The organism is Escherichia sp. WS1451 (assembly GCF_046487365.1).
In the GTDB taxonomy this organism is placed as follows: Bacteria; Pseudomonadota; Gammaproteobacteria; order Enterobacterales; family Enterobacteriaceae; genus Escherichia; species Escherichia coli.
On sequence record NZ_JBJQJP010000006.1, the window covers coordinates 78,865 to 100,945 of the forward strand.

At 51.5% G+C, this 22,081-nt stretch carries 21 protein-coding genes; 5 read left to right on the top strand and 16 right to left on the bottom strand.

The features are described from left to right. Nucleotide 1 precedes the first annotated feature (1 nt). Together dxs and yajO are read left to right on the top strand one after the other, a co-directional pair. Entirely contained in the window at nucleotides 2-1,864 is a 1,863-nt protein-coding gene (dxs, locus tag ACJHX7_RS10170) for a 1-deoxy-D-xylulose-5-phosphate synthase (protein ID WP_094029729.1), read from the top strand. A 54-nt stretch (nucleotides 1,865-1,918) separates the two neighbouring features. Further along, nucleotides 1,919-2,893, top strand: a complete 975-nt coding sequence (yajO, locus tag ACJHX7_RS10175; RefSeq protein WP_001199804.1) for a 1-deoxyxylulose-5-phosphate synthase YajO — start codon at nucleotides 1,919-1,921, stop codon at nucleotides 2,891-2,893. Nucleotides 2,894-2,946: 53 nt separating this feature from the next. Here the strand turns inward: yajO and pgpA are convergent, their stop codons facing one another. From pgpA to nrdR, 6 genes are all read right to left on the bottom strand, one after another. Further along, a complete protein-coding gene (pgpA, locus tag ACJHX7_RS10180; protein ID WP_000154044.1) occupies nucleotides 2,947-3,465 on the bottom strand; it encodes a phosphatidylglycerophosphatase A in 519 nt (172 codons plus the stop codon). Further along, on the bottom strand, nucleotides 3,443-4,420 hold the full coding sequence (gene thiL / locus ACJHX7_RS10185) for a thiamine-phosphate kinase (RefSeq protein WP_000742096.1): 978 nt from the start codon (nucleotides 4,418-4,420) through the stop codon (nucleotides 3,443-3,445). Before thiL ends, pgpA begins: the two co-directional genes overlap by 23 nt. Before the next feature lie 77 nt (nucleotides 4,421-4,497). Beyond that, on the bottom strand, nucleotides 4,498-4,917 hold the full coding sequence (nusB, locus tag ACJHX7_RS10190; RefSeq protein WP_000801125.1) for a transcription antitermination factor NusB: 420 nt from the start codon (nucleotides 4,915-4,917) through the stop codon (nucleotides 4,498-4,500). Nucleotides 4,918-4,936: 19 nt separating this feature from the next. Continuing rightward, on the bottom strand, nucleotides 4,937-5,407 hold the full coding sequence (gene ribE / locus ACJHX7_RS10195) for a 6,7-dimethyl-8-ribityllumazine synthase (protein WP_001021161.1): 471 nt from the start codon (nucleotides 5,405-5,407) through the stop codon (nucleotides 4,937-4,939). An 88-nt stretch (nucleotides 5,408-5,495) separates the two neighbouring features. Further along, nucleotides 5,496-6,599 carry a bifunctional diaminohydroxyphosphoribosylaminopyrimidine deaminase/5-amino-6-(5-phosphoribosylamino)uracil reductase RibD gene (gene ribD, locus ACJHX7_RS10200; RefSeq protein ID WP_001150434.1) on the bottom strand — a complete coding sequence of 368 codons (1,104 nt, stop codon included), beginning with the start codon at nucleotides 6,597-6,599 and terminating at the stop codon, nucleotides 5,496-5,498. A gap of 3 nt (nucleotides 6,600-6,602) precedes the next feature. Beyond that, a complete protein-coding gene (gene nrdR / locus ACJHX7_RS10205; RefSeq protein WP_000543535.1) occupies nucleotides 6,603-7,052 on the bottom strand; it encodes a transcriptional regulator NrdR in 450 nt (149 codons plus the stop codon). A 150-nt stretch (nucleotides 7,053-7,202) separates the two neighbouring features. Between nrdR and ACJHX7_RS10210 the strand changes: the two genes are divergently transcribed. Together ACJHX7_RS10210 and tsx are read left to right on the top strand one after the other, a co-directional pair. Beyond that, nucleotides 7,203-7,742: a DUF3251 domain-containing protein gene (locus ACJHX7_RS10210; protein WP_094029730.1), complete on the top strand. Its 540-nt coding sequence runs from the start codon at nucleotides 7,203-7,205 to the stop codon at nucleotides 7,740-7,742. 298 nt (nucleotides 7,743-8,040) lie between these two features. Further along, nucleotides 8,041-8,925: a nucleoside-specific channel-forming protein Tsx gene (tsx, locus tag ACJHX7_RS10215; RefSeq protein WP_001295328.1), complete on the top strand. Its 885-nt coding sequence runs from the start codon at nucleotides 8,041-8,043 to the stop codon at nucleotides 8,923-8,925. Nucleotides 8,926-8,962: 37 nt separating this feature from the next. On the opposite strand, the gene yajD is transcribed toward tsx, so the two are convergent. The 6 genes from yajD to queA form a co-directional block, all read right to left on the bottom strand. After that, nucleotides 8,963-9,310 carry an HNH nuclease YajD gene (gene yajD / locus ACJHX7_RS10220; RefSeq protein WP_000974813.1) on the bottom strand — a complete coding sequence of 116 codons (348 nt, stop codon included), beginning with the start codon at nucleotides 9,308-9,310 and terminating at the stop codon, nucleotides 8,963-8,965. A gap of 128 nt (nucleotides 9,311-9,438) precedes the next feature. Next, a complete protein-coding gene (gene secF, locus ACJHX7_RS10225) occupies nucleotides 9,439-10,410 on the bottom strand; it encodes a protein translocase subunit SecF (protein WP_000046637.1) in 972 nt (323 codons plus the stop codon). 10 nt (nucleotides 10,411-10,420) lie between these two features. Beyond that, nucleotides 10,421-12,268, bottom strand: a complete 1,848-nt coding sequence (secD, locus tag ACJHX7_RS10230; RefSeq protein ID WP_000934822.1) for a protein translocase subunit SecD — start codon at nucleotides 12,266-12,268, stop codon at nucleotides 10,421-10,423. 27 nt (nucleotides 12,269-12,295) lie between these two features. After that, a complete protein-coding gene (gene yajC, locus ACJHX7_RS10235; RefSeq protein WP_000007629.1) occupies nucleotides 12,296-12,628 on the bottom strand; it encodes a preprotein translocase subunit YajC in 333 nt (110 codons plus the stop codon). A gap of 22 nt (nucleotides 12,629-12,650) precedes the next feature. Further along, on the bottom strand, nucleotides 12,651-13,778 hold the full coding sequence (tgt, locus tag ACJHX7_RS10240) for a tRNA guanosine(34) transglycosylase Tgt (RefSeq protein ID WP_000667319.1): 1,128 nt from the start codon (nucleotides 13,776-13,778) through the stop codon (nucleotides 12,651-12,653). Nucleotides 13,779-13,832: 54 nt separating this feature from the next. After that, nucleotides 13,833-14,903: a tRNA preQ1(34) S-adenosylmethionine ribosyltransferase-isomerase QueA gene (queA, locus tag ACJHX7_RS10245; RefSeq protein ID WP_001266492.1), complete on the bottom strand. Its 1,071-nt coding sequence runs from the start codon at nucleotides 14,901-14,903 to the stop codon at nucleotides 13,833-13,835. Between the two features lie 92 nt (nucleotides 14,904-14,995). Here queA and acpH point away from each other — a divergent pair, with 92 nt between their 5' ends. After that, nucleotides 14,996-15,577 carry an ACP phosphodiesterase gene (gene acpH, locus ACJHX7_RS10250; RefSeq protein WP_001009885.1) on the top strand — a complete coding sequence of 194 codons (582 nt, stop codon included), beginning with the start codon at nucleotides 14,996-14,998 and terminating at the stop codon, nucleotides 15,575-15,577. 20 nt (nucleotides 15,578-15,597) lie between these two features. On the opposite strand, the gene ACJHX7_RS10255 is transcribed toward acpH, so the two are convergent. The 4 genes from ACJHX7_RS10255 to brnQ form a co-directional block, all read right to left on the bottom strand. Continuing rightward, the gene (locus ACJHX7_RS10255; RefSeq protein ID WP_094029732.1) at nucleotides 15,598-17,067 is read right to left on the bottom strand and encodes a hypothetical protein; all 1,470 of its coding nucleotides are present in this window, start codon (nucleotides 17,065-17,067) and stop codon (nucleotides 15,598-15,600) included. Between the two features lie 186 nt (nucleotides 17,068-17,253). Beyond that, complete coding sequence (gene malZ / locus ACJHX7_RS10260) at nucleotides 17,254-19,071, bottom strand: maltodextrin glucosidase (RefSeq protein ID WP_122992233.1); 1,818 nt, start codon at nucleotides 19,069-19,071, stop codon at nucleotides 17,254-17,256. 155 nt (nucleotides 19,072-19,226) lie between these two features. After that, complete coding sequence (gene proY, locus ACJHX7_RS10265) at nucleotides 19,227-20,600, bottom strand: proline-specific permease ProY (protein WP_032170799.1); 1,374 nt, start codon at nucleotides 20,598-20,600, stop codon at nucleotides 19,227-19,229. A gap of 75 nt (nucleotides 20,601-20,675) precedes the next feature. Further along, nucleotides 20,676-21,995, bottom strand: a complete 1,320-nt coding sequence (brnQ, locus tag ACJHX7_RS10270; protein WP_022645273.1) for a branched-chain amino acid transporter carrier protein BrnQ — start codon at nucleotides 21,993-21,995, stop codon at nucleotides 20,676-20,678. Nucleotides 21,996-22,081 lie beyond the last annotated feature (86 nt).

Genomic DNA, 22,081 nt, shown 5'->3' on the forward strand with positions numbered 1-22,081 from the left:
GATGAGTTTTGATATTGCCAAATACCCGACCCTGGCACTGGTCGACTCCACCCAGGAGTTACGACTGTTGCCGAAAGAGAGTTTACCGAAACTCTGCGACGAACTACGCCGCTATTTACTCGACAGCGTGAGCCGTTCCAGCGGGCACTTCGCCTCCGGGCTGGGCACGGTCGAACTGACCGTGGCGCTGCACTATGTCTACAACACCCCGTTTGACCAATTGATTTGGGATGTAGGGCATCAGGCTTATCCGCATAAAATTTTGACCGGACGCCGCGACAAAATCGGCACCATCCGTCAGAAGGGTGGCCTGCACCCGTTCCCGTGGCGCGGCGAAAGCGAATATGACGTATTAAGCGTCGGGCATTCATCAACCTCCATCAGTGCCGGAATTGGTATTGCGGTTGCTGCCGAGAAAGAAGGCAAAAATCGCCGTACCGTCTGTGTCATTGGCGATGGCGCGATTACCGCTGGCATGGCGTTTGAAGCGATGAATCACGCGGGCGATATCCGTCCTGATATGCTGGTGGTTCTCAACGACAATGAAATGTCGATTTCCGAAAATGTTGGCGCGCTCAACAACCATCTGGCGCAACTGCTTTCCGGTAAGCTTTACTCTTCACTGCGCGAAGGCGGGAAAAAAGTTTTCTCTGGCGTGCCCCCCATTAAAGAGCTGCTCAAACGCACCGAAGAACATATTAAAGGCATGGTAGTGCCTGGCACGTTGTTTGAAGAGCTGGGCTTTAACTACATCGGCCCGGTGGACGGTCACGATGTGCTGGGGCTTATCACCACGCTTAAGAACATGCGCGACCTGAAAGGCCCGCAGTTCCTGCATATCATGACTAAAAAAGGTCGTGGTTATGAACCGGCAGAAAAAGACCCAATCACCTTCCACGCCGTGCCTAAATTTGATCCCTCCAGCGGTTGCCTGCCGAAAAGTAGCGGCGGTTTACCAAGCTATTCAAAAATCTTTGGCGACTGGTTGTGCGAAACCGCAGCGAAAGATAACAAGCTGATGGCGATTACTCCAGCGATGCGTGAAGGTTCCGGCATGGTCGAGTATTCACGTAAATTCCCGGATCGCTATTTCGACGTGGCAATTGCCGAGCAACACGCAGTGACCTTTGCTGCGGGTCTGGCGATTGGAGGCTACAAACCCATTGTCGCGATCTACTCCACCTTCCTGCAACGCGCCTATGATCAGGTGCTGCATGACGTGGCGATTCAAAAGCTTCCGGTCCTGTTCGCCATCGACCGCGCGGGCATTGTTGGTGCTGACGGTCAAACCCACCAGGGCGCTTTTGATCTCTCTTACCTGCGCTGCATACCGGAAATGGTCATTATGACCCCGAGCGATGAAAACGAATGTCGCCAGATGCTCTATACCGGTTATCACTATAACGATGGCCCGTCCGCGGTGCGCTACCCGCGCGGCAACGCGGTTGGCGTGGAACTGACGCCGCTGGAAAAACTGCCAATTGGCAAAGGCATTGTGAAGCGTCGTGGTGAGAAACTGGCGATCCTTAACTTTGGTACGCTGATGCCAGAAGCGGCGAAAGTCGCTGAATCGCTGAACGCTACGCTGGTCGATATGCGTTTCGTGAAACCGCTTGATGAAGCGTTAATTCTGGAAATGGCCGCCAGCCATGAAGCGCTGGTTACCGTAGAAGAAAACGCCATTATGGGCGGTGCAGGCAGCGGCGTGAACGAAGTGTTGATGGCCCATCGTAAACCAGTACCCGTACTGAACATTGGCCTGCCGGACTTCTTTATTCCACAAGGAACTCAGGAAGAAATGCGCGCCGAACTCGGCCTCGATGCCACTGGTATGGAAGCCAAAATCAAAGCCTGGCTGGCATAATCCCTACTCTACTCCTGCTATGCTTAAGAAATTATTCATGGCAGGAGTGGCAGCATGCAATACAACCCCTTAGGAAAAACCGACCTTCGCGTTTCCCGACTTTGCCTCGGCTGTATGACCTTTGGCGAGCCAGATCGCGGTAATCACGCATGGACACTGCCGGAAGAGAGCAGCCGTCCCATCATTAAACGCGCACTGGAAGGCGGCATAAATTTCTTTGATACCGCCAATAGCTATTCCGATGGCAGCAGCGAAGAGATCGTCGGTCGCGCACTGCGGGATTTTGCCCGTCGTGAAGACGTGGTCGTTGCCACCAAAGTGTTCCATCGCGTTGGTGATTTACCGGAAGGATTATCCCGTGCGCAAATTCTACGTTCTATTGACGACAGCCTGCGCCGTCTCGGCATGGATTATGTCGATATCCTGCAAATTCATCGCTGGGATTACAACACGCCGATCGAAGAGACGCTGGAAGCCCTCAACGACGTGGTAAAAGCCGGGAAAGCGCGTTATATCGGCGCGTCATCCATGCACGCTTCGCAGTTTGCTCAAGCACTGGAACTACAAAAACAGCACGGCTGGGCGCAGTTTGTCAGTATGCAGGATCACTACAATCTGATTTATCGTGAAGAAGAGCGCGAGATGCTGCCGCTGTGTTATCAGGAAGGCGTGGCGGTGATTCCATGGAGCCCGCTGGCGCGGGGCCGTCTGACGCGTCCTTGGGGAGAAACCACCGCACGGCTGGTGTCGGATGAAGTGGGGAAAAATCTCTACCAAGAAAGCGATGAAAATGACGCACAAATTGCAGAACGCTTAACGGGCGTCAGTGAAGAACTTGGTGCAACACGAGCACAAGTTGCGCTGGCCTGGTTGTTGAGTAAACCGGGCATTGCCGCACCGATTATCGGAACTTCGCGGGAAGAACAGCTTGATGAGCTGCTGAACGCGGTGGATATCACTTTAAAGCCGGAACAGATTGCTGAACTGGAAACGCCGTATAAACCGCATCCGGTAGTAGGATTTAAATAGGTATGCAGGCCTGATGAGACGTGACAAGCGTCACATCAGGCATCGGTGCACAACTACGACAGAATACCCAGCGGCCAGTGATGACCGATAAAGTACAGGATGCCTGCGGAAATCACCCCGGCGACAATATCGTCGATCATGATCCCCATGCCGCCATGTACATTGCGATCAAACCAACGGATCGGCCACGGCTTCCACATATCCAGGATACGGAAAATCACAAACCCGGCGGCAACCCACTGCCAGTCATTGGTCGGCAGCGCCATGAGCGTGATCCACATACCGATAAATTCGTCCCAGACAATGCTGCCGTGATCGTGCACGCCCATGTCTTTCGCCGTTTGATGACAAAGATAGACGCCGATACAGATCCCCAGCATCACCACCAGCGAATAGAGCTGCCAGGGCAAAAAGGTCATCAGATACCAGAACGGAATCGCCGCCAGCGATCCCATCGTGCCAGGAACGATTGGGCTTAATCCACTTCCGAATCCGACAGCAAGCAGATGCCACGGATTACTCATCTTCAGGCGACTTTTCGCGACATCTTTATGGCGTGGCAAAATGGTCATATCCTTTCCAGTCTAACGTGACAGGTTCGCCGTCACGAATAAAACAAAGCCCTTCGATATCGGCGGTCATTTGCCCGATACAGGTAAACGGTACGCCCAGGTGTCCGAGAGCCACATCCAGCGCGCCACGGTTCAGTTCCGGCACCGTGAAACACAACTCGTAATCTTCACCGCCAGAGAGCGCCCAGCGCAACGCCTGTTCAGGTTCAACATGGCGAGAAAGCGCATCAGAAAACGGCAGCAATGCCAGGTCAATACGTGCGCCGCAGTCGCTGGCTTTCACGATATGCCCGAGATCGGAAATCAGACCGTCAGAGAGATCGATAGCTGAATTTGCCAGATCGCGCAGTGCCTGCCCCTGTAAAATACGCGGCGATGGACGGAGATGACGTTTGATCAAGTAGTCCGCATCTTTAGCATCGGCAACCTGCAAACGGTTTTGCAAAATCGCCAGCCCGGCGGCGCTATCGCCCGGTGTACCGGTCACATAGATCCAGTCACCCGGTTTCGCCCCAGCGCGCGTTAAGGCTCGTCCCATCGGAACAAAGCCGTGGATACCCAGCGTCATTGATAATGGCCCACGCGTGGTATCGCCGCCAATGAGTTGCATATCGTAATAATTGAGAAGATCAAACAAACTGTCGCTGAAGGACTCAAGCCACGCTTCGTCGACGTCCGGTAAGGTTAATGCCAGCGTCAGCCAGGCCGGATCGGCCCCCATCGCTGCCAGATCGCTTAGGTTCACCGCCAGTGCTTTATACGCCAGATCAGCAGGATCGATATCAGGGAGGAAGTGGTTGCCCGCCACCAGCGTATCAGTGCTGATCGCCAGGGTCTGCTTCTCGGGGATATTGAGAAGTGCGCAATCGTCGCCAATGCCCAGTTCGACATCAAGACGAGAACTTCTTACACGGTCAAAATAACGGGCAATCAGGGAGAACTCGCCACATGCCATACGTTATGCCTCAGCAGGTAAAAAAGAAAAGGCCGGCGATCGCGGAACGGTCTTCCGTGAATCTACCGGCCTGGATATCACTTTTTGTTAGGGCGAATCACAGGTGCTGCTTTATCGAGTACGCCGTTGACGAACTTATGGCTGTCTTCTGCGCCGAACGATTTCGCCAGTTCGATCGCTTCGTTAATGGCCACTTTGTATGGCACATCGCTACGTTTAGACAGCTCGTACAGCGCAATGCGCAGTACTGCTTTTTCTACCTGGCCCAGTTCTTCCAGCAGGCGGGACAGGTATGGCTTCATCAGTCCGTCGAGGTATGCGGTGTTAGTCGCCACCCCGGCCAGCAGCTCACGGAAGTACAGGACGTCAACGTCTTTTACATCCTGTTCAGCCAGGAACTGGTATTCAACATCAGCGATGTCGTTCTGGGACAACTGCCAGGAGTAGAGCGCCTGGACGGCACACTCACGAGCGCGGCGACGAGCAGCAGGTTTCACGGATTTCCCCTTACTAATTTCAGGCCTTGATGGCTTTCAATACATTAATCATTTCAAGCGCGGTCAGTGCAGCTTCTGCACCTTTGTTGCCAGCTTTGGTGCCAGCACGTTCGATCGCTTGTTCAATGCTTTCAGTGGTCAGAACACCAAAAGCAACCGGAATTTCGCTGTCCTGGGCAACATGCGCCAGGCCGTTGCTTGCACCACCAGCGACATATTCAAAGTGGGCAGTGCCACCACGAATAACCGTACCCAGCGCAATCACCGCGTCGTATTTACCGGTTTTAGCCAGTGCACCCGCCGCCAGCGGCAGCTCATAGGCACCAGGCACCCAAACAACGGTAATGTTTTCATCTTTTACCTGACCGATACGTTTCAGTGCGTCAATTGCACCTTCCAGCAGGCTGTCATTGATAAAGTTGTTGAAACGCGCGATGGTGATGGCGACGCGAGCGTCCGGGGTAGCAACGTTAGCTTCAATAATGTTCATTTTCTTCCTTCGGGTTCGAGTATGGCCCCGCAGGGGGGCGGATTTTAGCATAATATTTCGTGCGCTGCTTCCCTTTCGAGCCGGGAGATCATGCACCCACTAAATGCAGGCAAACATCCGGGCCTACATGACGTATCTCTTTGAATTTAAATTGGGGGGCGTCGGCTAATTTCTCAAGCCCTGGCAGCGAGCATAATCCACGGGCGTCGCTGCCTAATAGTTTAGGTGCGATATAGACAATCAGCTCATCGACTAACCCCGCCTGTAGCAATGCGCCAGCGAGCGTTGGCCCCGCTTCCACCCAGATGCTGTTAATTTGCTGTTTACCCAGTTGCATCATCAGTACAACCAGATCCAGATGACCTTTATGCTCTGGAATCAGCAAGGTACGCACCGTTTCCGGCCACTCACGAGAATCATCCTGAGTACGCGCGAACCAGGTTTCGCCGGGCTGCTGCACAATGCGATGTTCCGGCGTCACGCGATTTTGGCTATCAATCACAATACGTATCGGCTGACGGAGATTTTGTTGCGGATAGAGCGCCTGAGTTTGTTCATCCAGTTCAGACCAACGCACTGTTAAGGCTGGATCATCCGCCAGCACCGTGGCGCTGCTGGTTAAAATGGCATGACTTTGTGCGCGCAGTCGTTGTACGTCGCGCCTCGCCTGAGGCGAAGTGATCCACTGGCTTTCGCCGCTCGCCATCGCCGTGCGACCATCAAGCGATGCGCCAAGTTTTAATTGAATATAAGGAAAGCCGGTGCGCATCCGTTTGAGAAAGCCTTTATTCAATTGCTCGGCTTCACTCATCATCAGCCCGTGGCTGACGTCAATGCCAGCCTGTTGCAGACGGTAAAGTCCACGTCCAGCAACCTGCGGATTGGGGTCCTGCATCGCTGCAACCACGCGCGCTACGCCAGCGGCGATGAGTGCGTCACAGCATGGTGGCGTACGACCATGATGGCTACAGGGTTCGAGTGTGACATAGGCGGTCGCACCTTTGGCTTTTTCACCCGCCATTCGCAATGCGTGTACTTCGGCATGTGGTTCACCCGCTCGTTGGTGGTAACCTTCACCGACAATTTCGCCATCTTTGACAATGACGCACCCGACATTCGGGTTGGGGTGGGTGGTAAAACGTCCTCGTTGCGCCAGCTTTAGCGCCCGCGCCATGTAATACTCGTCCTGCACGGCTTAGTCCTCCAGGCGCGCGATCTCTTCGCCAAATTCTTTGATATCTTCGAAACTGCGGTAGACAGAGGCAAAACGGATATAGGCGACTTTATCGAGCTTTTTCAATTGCTCCATCACCAGATTGCCAATCATCTTGCTCGGCACTTCGCGCTCACCGGTGGCGCGCAGCTGCGATTTAATATGATTGATTGCCATTTCGACGTCATCGGAACTCACCGGACGTTTTTCCAGCGCCCGCAGCATTCCGCTGCGCAATTTCTCTTCATTAAACGGTTCACGCACGTCGTTGCTTTTTACAACACGCGGCATAACCAGCTCCGCCACTTCAAAGGTGGTGAAACGTTCATTACACACCAGACACTGCCGACGGCGGCGTACGGATGAACCCTCGCCCACGAGACGAGAGTCAATTACCTTAGTGTCCACGGCGAAACAGAATGGGCAATGCATACGGCGTCCTGACCAGGTGGTTAACAGAAATCTATTTTACCCTGAACTGACGATACAACAAAGGCGCAACGCTTTTGAGATAAAGGATCGATGCTTTCGCTGCTTTTACCCTCTACCATTAGGCTAATTGCGACGAGAAAGGGACGACCTATGAATACTAACGTTTTTCGACTGCTCCTGCTGGGAAGCCTATTCAGCCTTAGCGCCTGTGTGCAGCAAAGCGAAGTGCGACAGATGAAACACAGCGTCAGCACGCTGAACCAGGAGATGACGCAACTCAATAAAGAAACGGTCAAAATCACTCAGCAAAACAGGCTGAATGCAAAATCCAGCAGTGGGGTTTACCTTCTGCCTGGAGCAAAAACACCAGCAAGACTGGAAAGCCAGATCGGTACTTTACGTATGTCGCTGGTGAATATTACGCCTGATACAGATGGCACCACCCTGACGCTACGTATTCAGGGCGAGTCGAATGATCCCTTGCCCGCATTCAGCGGAACTGTTGAATATGGGCAAATTCAGGGAACAATAGACAACTTTCAGGAAATCAATGTGCAGAATCAATTGATTAACGCCCCTGCCAGCGTCCTCGTCCCCAGCGATGTTGATATTCCGTTACAGTTAAAGGGTATTTCTGTGGATCAGTTAGGCTTTGTACGTATCCACGACATTCAACCTGTTATGCAGTAAACGTATTGCGGGGCGATTTTGTGCGTCCCGCAACATCTTTTCCCGTCATATTGTTACTCCGCTTACATCACCTGGATTGATAGTAAAAGTTTGCAACAAGGGTGAAAGTCAGTACAATCCCCGCCCGAATGTGTGTAAACGTGAACGCAATCGATTACGTAAATGATAGAACTGTGAAACGAAACATATTTTTGTGAGCAATGATTTTTATAATAGGCTCCTCTGTATACGAAATATTTAGAAACGCAATTTGCGCCTTTTTCACTCCCGCAAGGGATTTTCAAACAGTGGCATACATATGAAAAAAACATTACTGGCAGCCGGTGCGGTACTGGCGCTCTCTTCGTCTTTTACTGTCAACGCAGCTGAAAACGACAAACCGCAGTATCTTTCCGACTGGTGGCACCAGAGCGTTAACGTTGTCGGAAGCTATCACACCCGTTTCGGACCGCAGATCCGCAACGATACCTACCTTGAGTACGAAGCATTCGCTAAAAAAGACTGGTTCGACTTCTATGGTTATGCGGATGCGCCGGTATTCTTCGGCGGTAACTCCGATGCAAAAGGTATCTGGAACCACGGTTCTCCGCTGTTTATGGAAATCGAACCGCGTTTCTCCATCGACAAACTGACCAATACTGACCTTAGCTTCGGTCCGTTCAAAGAGTGGTACTTCGCGAACAACTACATTTACGACATGGGTCGTAATAAAGATGGTCGCCAGAGCACCTGGTACATGGGTCTGGGTACCGACATCGATACTGGTCTGCCGATGAGCCTGTCCATGAACGTCTATGCGAAATACCAGTGGCAGAACTATGGCGCAGCGAACGAAAACGAGTGGGACGGTTACCGTTTCAAAATTAAATACTTTGTGCCGATTACCGATCTGTGGGGCGGTCAGCTGAGCTACATCGGCTTCACCAACTTCGACTGGGGTTCCGATTTAGGGGATGACAGCGGTAACGCAATCAACGGTATTAAGACCCGTACTAATAACTCTATCGCTTCCAGCCATATTCTGGCTCTGAACTACGATCATTGGCACTACTCTGTCGTAGCTCGTTACTGGCACGACGGTGGTCAGTGGAACGACGATGCAGAACTGAACTTCGGCAACGGCAACTTCAACGTTCGCTCTACCGGCTGGGGTGGTTACCTGGTAGTAGGTTACAACTTCTAATTGTGAGAATGCCGGATTTCATATCCGGCATTTTTTATCACTTCTTCTTGTTCATCATCGCTTTCAGGTCAGCGAATGGGTTGTACTTCGCTTCACCGACATCTTTCTGCGCATCTTCCCCTGCGATAACGGTCGTACCATACTGATCCGCTTCGGTATATTTCGAATGCTCATGATCGTGGCAATAGAGACAAAGCAATTCCCAGTTACTGCCATCTTCCGGGTTATTGGTATGGTCGTGATCAATGTGGTGAACGGTAAGTTCACGCAGGTTGGAATAAACAAACTCGCGGGAACAGCGACCGCAGACCCACGGATAGATTTTTAATGCTTTTTCGCGATAGCCGCTTTCTAAGCGCGCATAGTTTTTTGGGATGATAGCCATGAAAAGTTACCTGGATGAAATGTAGGGTTACGCGCAGTTTCCCAAGATGCGGGGATTTTCGCAATCTCCATACATCAAAAAAAATCCCGATCTTCTGACCGGGATTTTCAACATCAACGGGAACTTGATTACGGCAGAATTGACGGCTGATCCGCCCCTTCTTTTTCCACTTTCTGCTGCAGCATGTGTTCGCGCTTCATACCCAGTTTCAGAGCCAGTGCCGATGCTACGTAGATGGAAGATGCAGTACCGATGGAAACACCAATCAGCATGGTCAGCGAGAAGCCTTCCAGTACCGGACCACCGAAGAGGTACAGCATCAGGATAACCATCAAGGTAGTACCGGATGTGATCAAGGTACGGTGCAGCGTCTGGGTCAAGGACACGTTAAAGATTTCGTAAGGCGTACCGCGACGGATCTTGCGGAAGTTTTCACGAATACGGTCCGATACCACGATACTGTCGTTAAGCGAGTAACCGATAACAGACATCAACGATGCCACAATGGTCAGGTCAATCTCGATATGGAATAACGACAAAATACCCAGCGTAATGATAACGTCGTGCGCCAGCGCAATAACAACCCCTGCCGCCAGTCGCCACTCAAAGCGGAAACCTACGTACACGAGGATAGACAGCAGCGCCGCCATCAACGCCATCGCACCGGTTTGCGCAAGGTCTGCCCCCACGCTCGGACCGACGAACTCAATACGCTTCACTGCCGCATTCTGATTGGTGGATTCGTTAATCACCTTCAGAACCTGGCTGCCCAGCACCTGACCGCCGGTTTCGCCTTCAGCAGGCGGCATACGGACCATGATGTCGTGGCTGCTACCAAAGTTTTGCAGCATCGGCTCTTCAAAACCGGCTTTTTGCAATGCATCACGCATTACGTCAATTTCAGCCGGTTTTTCGAGCGTAATTTCAATAACCGTACCACCGGTGAAATCCAGCCCCCAGTTAAAGCCGCGCACGCCCATAATAACGATAGCGGCGATTAACAGCAGACCAGAGATGCCGAAAGCCCAGTAGTCCCAGCGCATAAAGTCATAGACTTTACGGCCGTGGTTTAGTTGTTCAACAGTATATTCCTGTGCCACATCGCACTCCTCAGATTGACAGCTTCTTGACGCGCTTGCCGCCATATAGCAGGTTTACGATGGCACGCGTACCGACAATCGCGGTAAACATCGACGTCGCCACACCGATACCGGTAGTAATCGCGAACCCTTTAATTGCCCCGGTACCCACTGCGTACAGGATGATGACTTTAATCAGCGTGGTGATGTTCGCATCGAAGATGGAACTGAATGCGCCACGATAACCTTCATCAATTGCCTGTTGAACAGTACGTCCGTTGCTCAACTCTTCTTTAATACGTTCGTTGATCAGTACGTTCGCGTCGACCGCTACCGCAAGGGTTAAGACGATACCCGCGATACCTGGCATACTCAGCGTTGCGCCTGGCAACAGCGACATAATGCCGACAATCAAGATCAAGTTGGCAATCAGAGCACTGGTCGCAATCAGACCAAACTTCTTATAGAAGATGATCATGAACAGAATAGAAACCAGCAGACCGGCAAGGCAAGCCTCCAGCCCCTGTTCAATGTTCTGCATACCCAGAGTCGGGCCAATGGTACGTTCTTCAACAATCTGAATCGGCGCGATCAACGCACCGGCACGCAGCAAAAGTGAAAGCTGACGGGCTTCGTTCGGGTTGTTAATACCGGTGATACGGAAGCTGTTACCCAGACGAGACTGGATGTTAGCGATGTTAATCACCTCTTCCTGTTTCACCAGAACCGCACGACCGTTAGCATCTTTCTTGCCGCTGTCTTTGTACTCCACAAACAGGGTCGCCATCGGTTTGCCGATGTTGTCCTTGGTGAAGTTAGACATAATGTTGCCACCTGCGCTGTCGAGCGAAATGTTAACCTGCGGCTGGTTGTATTCGTCCTGGCTGGAAGTGGAGTCGGTGATATGGTCACCGGTCAGAATTACGCGTTTGTACAGCACAACCGGCTGACCTTCGCGGGTCTGTTTCACTTCAGAGTCGCCCGGTACGCGACCGGATGCCGCAGCGGCCTGATCAACGTTGGTGTTTACCAGACGGAATTCCAGCGTTGCCGTCGCACCCAGAATCTCTTTCGCACGCGCGGTGTCCTGAATACCTGGCAGTTCAACAACGATACGGTCAGCACCCTGACGCTGAACCACCGGCTCCGCCACACCAAGTTGGTTTACACGGTTACGCAGGATATTAATGTTCTGCTGCACCGCATATTCACGCGCTTCACTCAGGCGAGCATCGCTCATTACCGCACGCAGCTGGTTGCTGCCCTGGCTACTAATCACCAGGTCCGGATGACGCTTGCTCAGATACGCAATGGCTTCATCACGAGCTTTAGCATCGCGGAAAGTGATGCTCAGGCCGTAGTTGTTTTCTTTACGAACGGTGGTATACGGGATGCCCTTTTCGCGCAGGTCGCTGCGCAGGCTATCGATATTTTGTTCCTGGAGTTTGCCAAGCGCGGTGTCCATATCCACTTCCATCAGGAAGTGAACGCCGCCACGCAGGTCAAGGCCGAGCTTCATCGGCTCAGCGTGAATAGCTGCCAGCCAGCGCGGCGTTGCCGGGGCAAGGTTAAGCGCCACGACGTATTTGTCACCCATAACGCCCATTAATGCTTCACGAGCGCGCAGCTGGGTGTCAGTGGAGTCGAAGCGCGCAAGAATAGCGCCCTCTTCCAGTGCCACAGACTTAGCAGTTATTTTTTCTTCTTGTAACGTTTTCTGGACCTGGATCAGCGTTTGCTCACTGGCGGCGACTCCGCGCGCACCAGTGATCTGAACAGCCGGATCCTCACCAAACAGGTTGGGAAGCGCATACAGCAGACCGATGACAATCACCACGATCAGCATGACGTACTTCCACAAAGGATAACGGTTTAACACGGCAATTCCCTTAGGGAAAAATTTTAATTACAGCGCCTTCATGGTGCCTTTCGGCAGGACGGCAGCTACGAAGTCACGTTTAATAACTACTTCAGTGGTGTCATTCAGCGCGATAGCAATGTAGCCGTTTTCCGCTACTTTGGTTACGCGACCAACCAGGCCACCGTTCGTCAGAACTTCATCACCTTTGGCAATGGAGTCCATCAGCTTTTTGTGTTCTTTGGTGCGCTTCTGCTGTGGACGCAGGATCATGAAATAGAAAATCAGACCGAATACCACCAGCATCAAAATCAAAGACATCGGGCTACCTTGCGCCGGTGCACCCGTTGCCGCTACCGCATCAGAAATAAAAAAGCTCATTAAATTTCCCTCATTATTAATATTAATCAACGTTCAAAGGTGGTACTTCTCGCCCCTGACGCTGGTAAAAATCAGTTACGAAGCTCTCTAATTTACCCTCTTCAATAGCCTTGCGTAAACCCGCCATCAAACGCTGGTAGTAACGAAGGTTATGAATGGTGTTGAGTCGCGCGCCTAATATTTCGTTGCAACGGTCGAGATGATGCAAGTAAGCGCGTGAATAATTGCGACAGGTGTAGCAATCACACTCAGGATCGAGTGGGCCAGTATCGCTCTTATACTTCGCATTGCGGATTTTCACCACGCCATCGGTCACGAACAAATGACCATTTCGGGCGTTGCGGGTTGGCATTACGCAGTCAAACATATCGATACCGCGACGTACGCCCTCAACCAGGTCTTCTGGTTTACCAACGCCCATCAGGTAACGCGGTTTGTCTGCCGGAATTTGCGGGCATACATGCTCCAGAATACGGTGCATATCTGCTTTCGGCTCACCCACAGCCAGACCGCCGACAGCGTAGCCATCAAAACCGATATCTACCAGACCTTTAACAGAAATATCACGTAAATCTTCGTAAACGCTGCCCTGAATGATACCAAACAGCGCATTTTTATTTCCGAGACTGTCAAAACGCTCACGGCTACGCTTCGCCCAACGCAGAGACATCTCCATGGAGCGTTTTGCGTAATCCCAGTCAGCAGGATACGGCGTACACTCATCAAAGATCATGACGATATCCGAACCAAGATCGTACTGAATCTCCATCGACTTTTCCGGGTCGAGGAAAATCGGGTCGCCGTTGATCGGGTTACGGAAGTGAACGCCCTGTTCGGTGATTTTACGAATATCACCAAGGCTGAAGACCTGGAAGCCGCCGGAGTCGGTAAGGATTGGTCCTTTCCACTGCATAAAATCGTGCAGATCGCCGTGCAGTTTCATGATTTCCTGGCCCGGGCGCAGCCACAGGTGGAAGGTGTTGCCGAGGATAATTTGCGCGCCAGTGGCTTCAACTTCTTCCGGCGTCATCCCTTTTACGGTGCCGTAAGTGCCAACAGGCATAAAACAAGGCGTTTCCACTACGCCACGATCAAAGACCAGGCGGCCACGGCGTGCGCGACCGTCGGTGGTGTCCAGTTCAAATTTCATTTTTTCTCCACTACGTCAGAAAAACAGTCCAACGTTTAAACCAGCGCCGCGGAATTACTCCCCAACGCGCTCATTAATTGCCTGCGGATTGTACGTGATAAACATCGCATCACCGTAACTAAAAAAGCGATATTTCTCTTCTACCGCTGCTTTATAGGCATTCATGGTGTGTTGGTAACCGGCAAAGGCCGAAACCAGCATAATCAACGTCGATTCAGGAAGGTGGAAGTTCGTCACCAGCGCATCGACCACTTTGTACTGGAAGCCGGGATAGATAAAGATTTGGGTATCGTCAAAGAACGGTTCGATGAGATCGTTTTTCGCCGCCTGGGCCGCGCTTTCCAGCGAACGTACCGAGGTGGTGCCAACCGCAATCACCCGGTTACCGCGCGCTTTCGCCGCCAGTACCGCGTCTACCACATCCTGCGGTACTTCAGCGTATTCCGAGTGCATGATGTGATCTTCAATGGTGTCGACGCGCACCGGCTGGAAGGTGCCCGCACCAACGTGCAGGGTGACAAACGCCATCTCCACGCCTTTGGCGCGTAATTTTTCCAGCAAAGGTTCGTCAAAATGCAGACCAGCGGTCGGGGCTGCAACCGCGCCCGGTTTTTCGCTATAAACGGTTTGATAAAGTTCGCGGTCAGCGTCTTCGTCCGGACGGTCGATATACGGCGGCAGCGGCATATGGCCGATGCTGTTGAGGATATCCAGTACCGAACGATCATCATTAAATTCGACTTCAAACAGTGCGCCGTGGCGCGCGGTCATTGTTGCGTTAATACTTTCGTCATCGCCCAGCAACAGTTCTGCGCCAGGTTTTGGCGCTTTCGAGGCGCGAATATGCGCAAGAATGCGTTTGTCGTCGAGCATACGCTCAACCAGCACTTCAATCTTGCCGCCGCTGGCTTTACGCCCAAACAGGCGCGCCGGGATCACACGGGTATTATTAAAAACCAGAAGATCGCCGGGGTTGAGCTTATCGAGTAAATCGGTGAAAGTACCGTGCGTCAGCGCGCCCGTCGGCCCGTCCAGCGACAGTAAACGACAGCTACTGCGTTCAGGCATGGGATAGTGGGCAATCAGGGATTCGGGCAATTCAAAGGAGAAATCGGTAACGCGCATGACACTGACTCAGACTAAAATAAGAGGCGGGTAGTCTAGTGCCGGGGCGCTCTCCCTGCAACCTTTACCCCCCTTTGGATAGAATATAATCGATGAATTTTTTAGCTCACCTGCATTTAGCCCATCTCGCGGAAAGCTCGCTTTCCGGCAATTTACTGGCTGATTTCGTACGCGGAAATCCTGAAGAAAGTTTTCCGCCCGACGTCGTGGCTGGCATTCATATGCATCGGCGCATTGATGTACTAACCGACAATCTGCCGGAAGTCCGCGAAGCACGGGAATGGTTTCGTAGTGAAACGCGCCGCGTTGCGCCTATTACGCTGGATGTCATGTGGGATCACTTTCTTTCCCGCCACTGGTCGCAGCTGTCGCCGGACTTTCCGCTACAGGAATTTGTCTGTTATGCCCGCGAGCAAGTGATGACGATTTTGCCGGACTCACCGCCACGTTTTATCAATCTGAACAATTACTTGTGGTCAGAGCAGTGGCTGGTGCGCTATCGCGATATGGATTTCATCCAGAACGTGTTAAACGGCATGGCAAGCCGTCGCCCACGTCTGGATGCCCTGCGTGACTCCTGGTACGATTTAGACGCCCATTACGATGCTCTCGAAACCCGCTTCTGGCAGTTTTATCCGCGGATGATGGCGCAGGCGTCACGCAAGGCGCTCTGAAACTTCAAGCTCCGGCGTCACTATTTTTTAGCATTCGCATCCAGCGGAGCGGCATAACAACTGTAAGAAAAACATTCGCTGGAATGATTGGCGATATCTTTAAAGTTGCTTTCAGCAACCCCCTCGAACATGAGTACCGTTCTGGACAACTCTCCGTTGTCATTTATATGTGGAAAATCAAATTGTGTACTGAATCGCCATACATCTGTCTTTTCTGGCTCGCTGTTCACAGAGATACGTCGATGGAAGACTCCTCCTGAAAACGTGCGCCAGAACAATTGTTGATCAAAATCTTGTAATATCTCAGAGTTGGATGCTATTTGATGTAGTAAACCTGTATACCGTGGACTGCCATTACGAGCAACATTATGCAAACCCTGACTAAAAGCATCAAACAAACAATAGATGTGATCACTAGTGAAAAAAGGTCTTAATTTTTTTTGTTCTTCATCGCTGTAATCCAGGAGCATCTCATTGATTTCTTCCGGTGAGAATTTTAAGACAAAATTATCCTCAGGATTTGTTTCTTTCTTGTTTTTTTCACTATTCTTCTCCTCAATGGTCTTCGCATTTTGTTTCGCAATTTTTTCCGTATTTTCTTCCTCAGTTTTTTTCGCAATTTTTTCCGCAATTTTTTCCGCAATTTTTTCCCGAGTTTTTGATTTTAGACTAACACCATCGATGTCAACCGGTGTTGTTTTCAGATCTCTCTGCGCGTCTTTCAAATTTGTCTTATAGAGATCGGGCACTTTATCGGCAGATAAGTATCCGGATGAAGAAATCTGGTGTGTACGCATGGGGGGCTGTTCACAAAGCATCGAGGCTATATCGTCTTTAAACTCTTTTACATTAAAGTTATCGGCATTAACCTTCCCTGTTATAAACCCCGCATCGGCAATTTTCTTCTCTAATTGTTTTGTACGTTTAGAATAATAAGCGTTGTTATCATAAAACTTTTCAAGAAGGGCCCACTCCTCAAGTTGCCTTATGTGATTTTTCAACTGTTGATGATCTATTTTATATTCATGTGTACTAGAATCATTTTGGTTGCAAGAGTTACAGATTTTTAAGCATAATTTTCCATCAGATTTATCATCTATGGTATCAGTGAAAATATAGGACACTTCAATATTCTGCCCGTTCTTATCAGTCATCTCATATGACCATTGCCCCGTTCGTTTCGCATTCTTAATGAGTTCGATGGACTCTGCAGGACAACCATGAAGAATGGGCAGAATTTTATCAGGATGCTTAATGAGTAAAATTATTATATTTACAATGTTTGAAAAGAAATCTTTGCTATTTTTTATTTCATCGATTTTTTCCGCTGAAATGTTTACTAAATTTTCATTTCCGGAAATGAAAAGCAATTTGCCATGGGGGCTTTTTTTAAATTGTTCTTCTGTTTTAGAAAAAACATCCTCTTTAAAAGGTGGCAACTCAGTACCAGTAATAAACGGTTTTAATAAATTCGAATTTGAAATTGTCATATCTTTGCTCCACTACAGGGTTATCCTGGAGCATGTTGTACATAACCTCATGGGCAAAGAATACCAAAAATCGCTCATATCGAACGGGACAAATATTTAACAAACTCAGCCCTGACATTGAGCAGCTTTTTTGCGCTGCGTAGTGTCAGGGCTGGTGACTACGACGTAATAAATAAAACAGATGCTTTAGTTGATCCACACCGTAGCCGAAATGGCAGGCAAAGCCAGAATCCCGTCTGTCAGTTGCCCATGGCCTTCTTTGCGTTGCCATTGCGCAACATTAAGCAACGGTGACGCGGGTAGCACCACTTCACAGGCTTCTCCACGGTTGATTGCCACCAGTACACGCTGCTGATTCAGCACGCGGCCAAATACCACCACGTTATCTTCCGCATACAGCACCTGACAGCCGCCACGACGCAGCGCCTGACTTTTCTTACGCAGCGCAATCATTCGCTGGTACAGCGCGAATAACGCCGTATCCTGCTTTTCCACCTGCCAGGGGAACGGTTTACGGCAAAACGGATCGTTTTTACCATCCAGTCCCACTTCATCACCGTAATAAATGCACGGTACACCAGGCCAGGTGAACAACCAGACCACCGCCAGCGGCAGGCGCGCAATATCCCGACCGAGCAGCGTTTTAAATCGCGCAGTATCGTGGCTATCGAGCTGATTAAACATACGCAGTTGCTGTTGATGAGAAAGTCCGGCGCGGCAATTATCCATCCAGGCCATACAGGTTTGGGCGTCAATTTGCTGCGGATCATAAGAGATGTCGGTATTGGCAAGAAATCCCCACAACGGGAATGTGAAGCCACGATAGTTCATGGCGGCATCTTCCACATCGGCCTGTAACCATTGCCGTGCATCGCCAAAATGCTCTCCAACGATATACGCTTCCGGCTGGGTTTCTTTCGCCGCTTCGGTGATCCCGGCAACGTGCTGCAAATTATTGCGCGCCCCACCCGCTTCCTCCAGCATATGCACCACATCCAGCCGCCAGCCGTCCATATTCCACGGCGCTTTCAGCCAGTGGCGGACAATACTGTCTTCCCCGCGATAAATTTCATTCACCAGACTTTCCGACTGATAATCCAGTTTCGGCAAGCTGGCATAGCCCAGCCAGTCGAGCGCCGTGCCATCGTCACTAAACGAGTACCAGTCGCGCCAGGGCGATTCGGGGTTGTGACAAGCACCACCCGTGCCACGATTGTGCCTGTCAAACCAGGCATGGGAATCGCCACTGTGGTTAAACACGCCATCCAGCACCAGCCGCATTCCCAGCTGCTGCGTATGGTGTCGCAAACGCAGCAACGCTCCGTCGCCGCCAAACTGCGGATCGACGTGGCGATAATCCTCTGTATCGTATTTATGTACGCTGGGAGCTTTAAACACCGGATTGAGATACAGCGCCGTCACGCCAAGTTTTTTCAGATACGGCAGTTTTTCGCTTATCCCGTCCAGATCGCCGCCATAGAACGTTGATCCGCCCGCCTGCGCCGTGACCGGTTCATCCCAGTCACGCAATATGATCTCTTGTCCGGCTGCGTGATGGTAATAAACATGATCCTGTTCAGCTTCACGAGGAAGACTACGGGCGAAACGATCAGGGAAGATCTGATAAAAAATCTGATCCGCAGCCCATTGTGGGCCGATATCCGGGACATCGACAGCAAACTGCTCCAGTCGTGCTGGCGGCATTCGGCTGAAGCCCTGCGGTGTAAACCAACGCTGGCGATCGTGCCACAGTAATTTGAAACTATAACGCCGCCGAGGTTGCCCGCTGGAGAGATCGATCGCCGCCCGCCATGCGGTAACGCCAGGCTGCGGCTGACTGCGCTGCTTATGCATCGCTACTGACGTTTCTTCGTTGTCGTGTTCTGTACGCAGCATAATGCGCTGCGGTGGGTCTTCGCCCGTCAGCCACAGCGTAATGAGCAGTTGATCTTTGCTTTGTTTAACAAATGGGGGCACCGGCAGATGCCATGCATTTAACATCATAATTCCCCTGTGATGAAAATCTGATCACCTTGCCATAGCCTAATGCAGGATCACTCATCATCTGAAGGATATTTGGGGGAGGAGGACGGGGGCGGATAACTTTCGGAATAGCCGGATCAGGATTTCCTCCTGAACCGGCTTACAGAACGCAAGGATTAGTGGTTTTCAGCCAGCTGACGATCGTGGCGGCGCTTAAACATCCAGCCAATCAACAGCACAACAATCCACGCGAAACCGACATACAGCGAGATACGCGTATCCGGGTGATAACCAATCAACCCGATAATAAAGAGCAGGAAAATCAAACCGCAGATGGTGGTTGCGACCCCACCCGGCACTTTAAATTTCAGCGCCTTAACTTCTTCTGGCGGCAAACGGCGACGGAAGGCGATTTGCGACAGCAGGATCATAATCCACACCCACACCGTGGCGAAGGTTGCCAGCGAAGCGATCACCAGGAAGACGTTTTCCGGCATGATGTAGTTCAGATACACCGCAAACAGCAGCGCGGTAGTCATCACCAGCACCGTAACCCACGGAATACCGCGACGCGAGGTTTTGCTGAAAATTTTTGGCGCGCTGCCCTGCTCTGCCATACCGTGGAGCATACGGCCTACGCCAAATACGTCACTGTTAATTGCCGACAGCGAAGCGGTCAGCACAACAAAGTTAAGAATGCTGGCGGCAAAGGTAATGCCCATATGCTGGAACGTCAGCACGAACGGGCTACCGGCAGTGCCAACCTGATTCCACGGGTAGATAGACATTATGACGAACAGCGTACCGACGTAGAACACCAGAATACGCATCGGCACGGAGTTAATCGCACGCGGAATCGATTTCTCAGGATCTTTCGCTTCACCGGCGGTAATCCCGATAATTTCGATCCCACCGTAAGCAAACATCACCATTTGCAACGACATCACCATACCAAGCCAGCCGTTACTGAAGAAGCCGCCGTTGCTCCACAGGTTATGAATACCGGTCGGTTGCCCGCCGTTGCCAATTCCCCAGATGATGATGCCGAAACCGGCGACAATCATGATGATGATAGTGGCGACTTTAAAGAACGAGAACCAGAACTCCAGCTCACCGAATACCTTCACGCTCATCAGGTTTACGGCGCAAATGATCAGCACCACGCTCAGTACCCAAATCCAGTGCGGCACCGTCGGGAACCAGACCCCCATATAGATACCAAAAGCGGTCACATCGGCGATGGCGACAATTAGGATTTCAAAGCAGTAGGTCCAGCCGGTAATGTAACCTGCCAGCGGGCCGAGGTTTTCCTGCGCATAACGCGAGAAAGAGCTGGCGGCCGGGTTATGTACCGACATTTCCCCCAGCGCGCGCATAATGATATACGCCGCGACACCACCGATAATATAGGCCAACAACACGCTCGGACCGGCCATTTTGATGGCGTCTGCCGAACCGTAAAACAACCCGGTGCCAATTGCTGAACCCAGTGCCATAAAGCGTATGTGGCGGGTACTTAGCCCACGCTTTAGCTTGTTCTTACTTTCCATCAATTCCTAACCCATCAACACAATAAAAAACCACGGGGCATCGCAGCCCCGTGGTTAAAACAAATGTTCAGTGATTTAGTGAGCGCTGGAGGTCACCTGACGACCTGCCGCACGATCCCAGATAATGGCCAAAACCACCATCACCACTGTTGGCATTAACCACGCCAGACCTTGTTCGGCCAGCGGTAAACGCTGCGCCCAGGACGGTAAGATATCGCTGAATGCAGATGCTTTGATCCCGTCGAGAATACCAAAAAGCAGGCTGATAAACATCGGCGGAGCAATCACGCGGGTCGAATTATGCCACCATGAGCGTGTAAAACTTAATACAACCAGTGCGATACACGGCGGATAAATGGCGGTCAGCACCGGTACAGAGATCTGAATCAGCTGGCTCAAGCCGAGGTTAGACACCACCATCGAGAAGCCGCCGAGGATAAACACCAGCGTACGATAAGAGAGCGGTACGTACTGGGCGAAGAATTCTGCACAAGCACAGGTCAGGCCAACCGCCGTGACCAGGCAGGCGATGAAGATTAACGCCGCCAGCAGGAAGCTACCGCCGCCGCCAAAGGTATGCTGAACGTAAGCATGCAGGATCGCCGCACCGTTTGCAGACTGATCGACCAGCGACGCGCTGTCTGAACCCAGACGGAACAGCGCCAGATACAGCAGAGTCAGACCAACACCCGCCATCAGGCCAGCCCAGACGGTATAACGGGTCAGCAGACGCGCTTCGGTAACGCCACGAGAACGCGCCGCGTTAACAATAACGATACCAAACACCATTGCGCCCAGCGTATCCATGGTCAGATAGCCGTTGACGAAGCCGTTAGAAAACGCAGCGTTTTGATAAGCCTCAGTCGCCGTGCTGATAGAACCCGCCGGCCAGATAATTGCGGCAACAGACAGGATGACCAGCGCGATAATTTTCAGCGGCGCAAGGAAGTTGCCCACGGTATCCAGCAGCTTGCCCGGATAGAGCGAAACCAGAATAACGATAGCGAAATAAACCAGGCTGTAGATAAACAGCGGCAACGCGGAATCACCCGTCAGCGGCGCAATGCCCACTTCAAAAGAAACGGTAGCTGTACGCGGCGTAGCGAAAAGCGGCCCCACCGCCAGGTAACACACCGTTGCCAGCAGTACGCCAGCGACTTTACCGATTGGCGTGCTGAGGCTGTCAACACCGCCGCCAACTTTCGCCAGCGCCACCACCGTTAACACCGGTAGGCCAACGGCAGTAATGAGGAAACCGAATGCCGCAGTCCAGACGTGTTCGCCTGCCTGCAAGCCGACCATTGGAGGGAAAATAATGTTACCTGCGCCGACGAACAACGCAAATGTCATAAAGCCCAGAGCGATGATATCGCGCGATCTTAATTGATGGGTCATAAATCATACTGCCTGTGGATGTGGTGTTGTAACGTTAAATTTTTGTGCCAATCCCTGGGGATGATACAGCGGTATATTTAAACAAT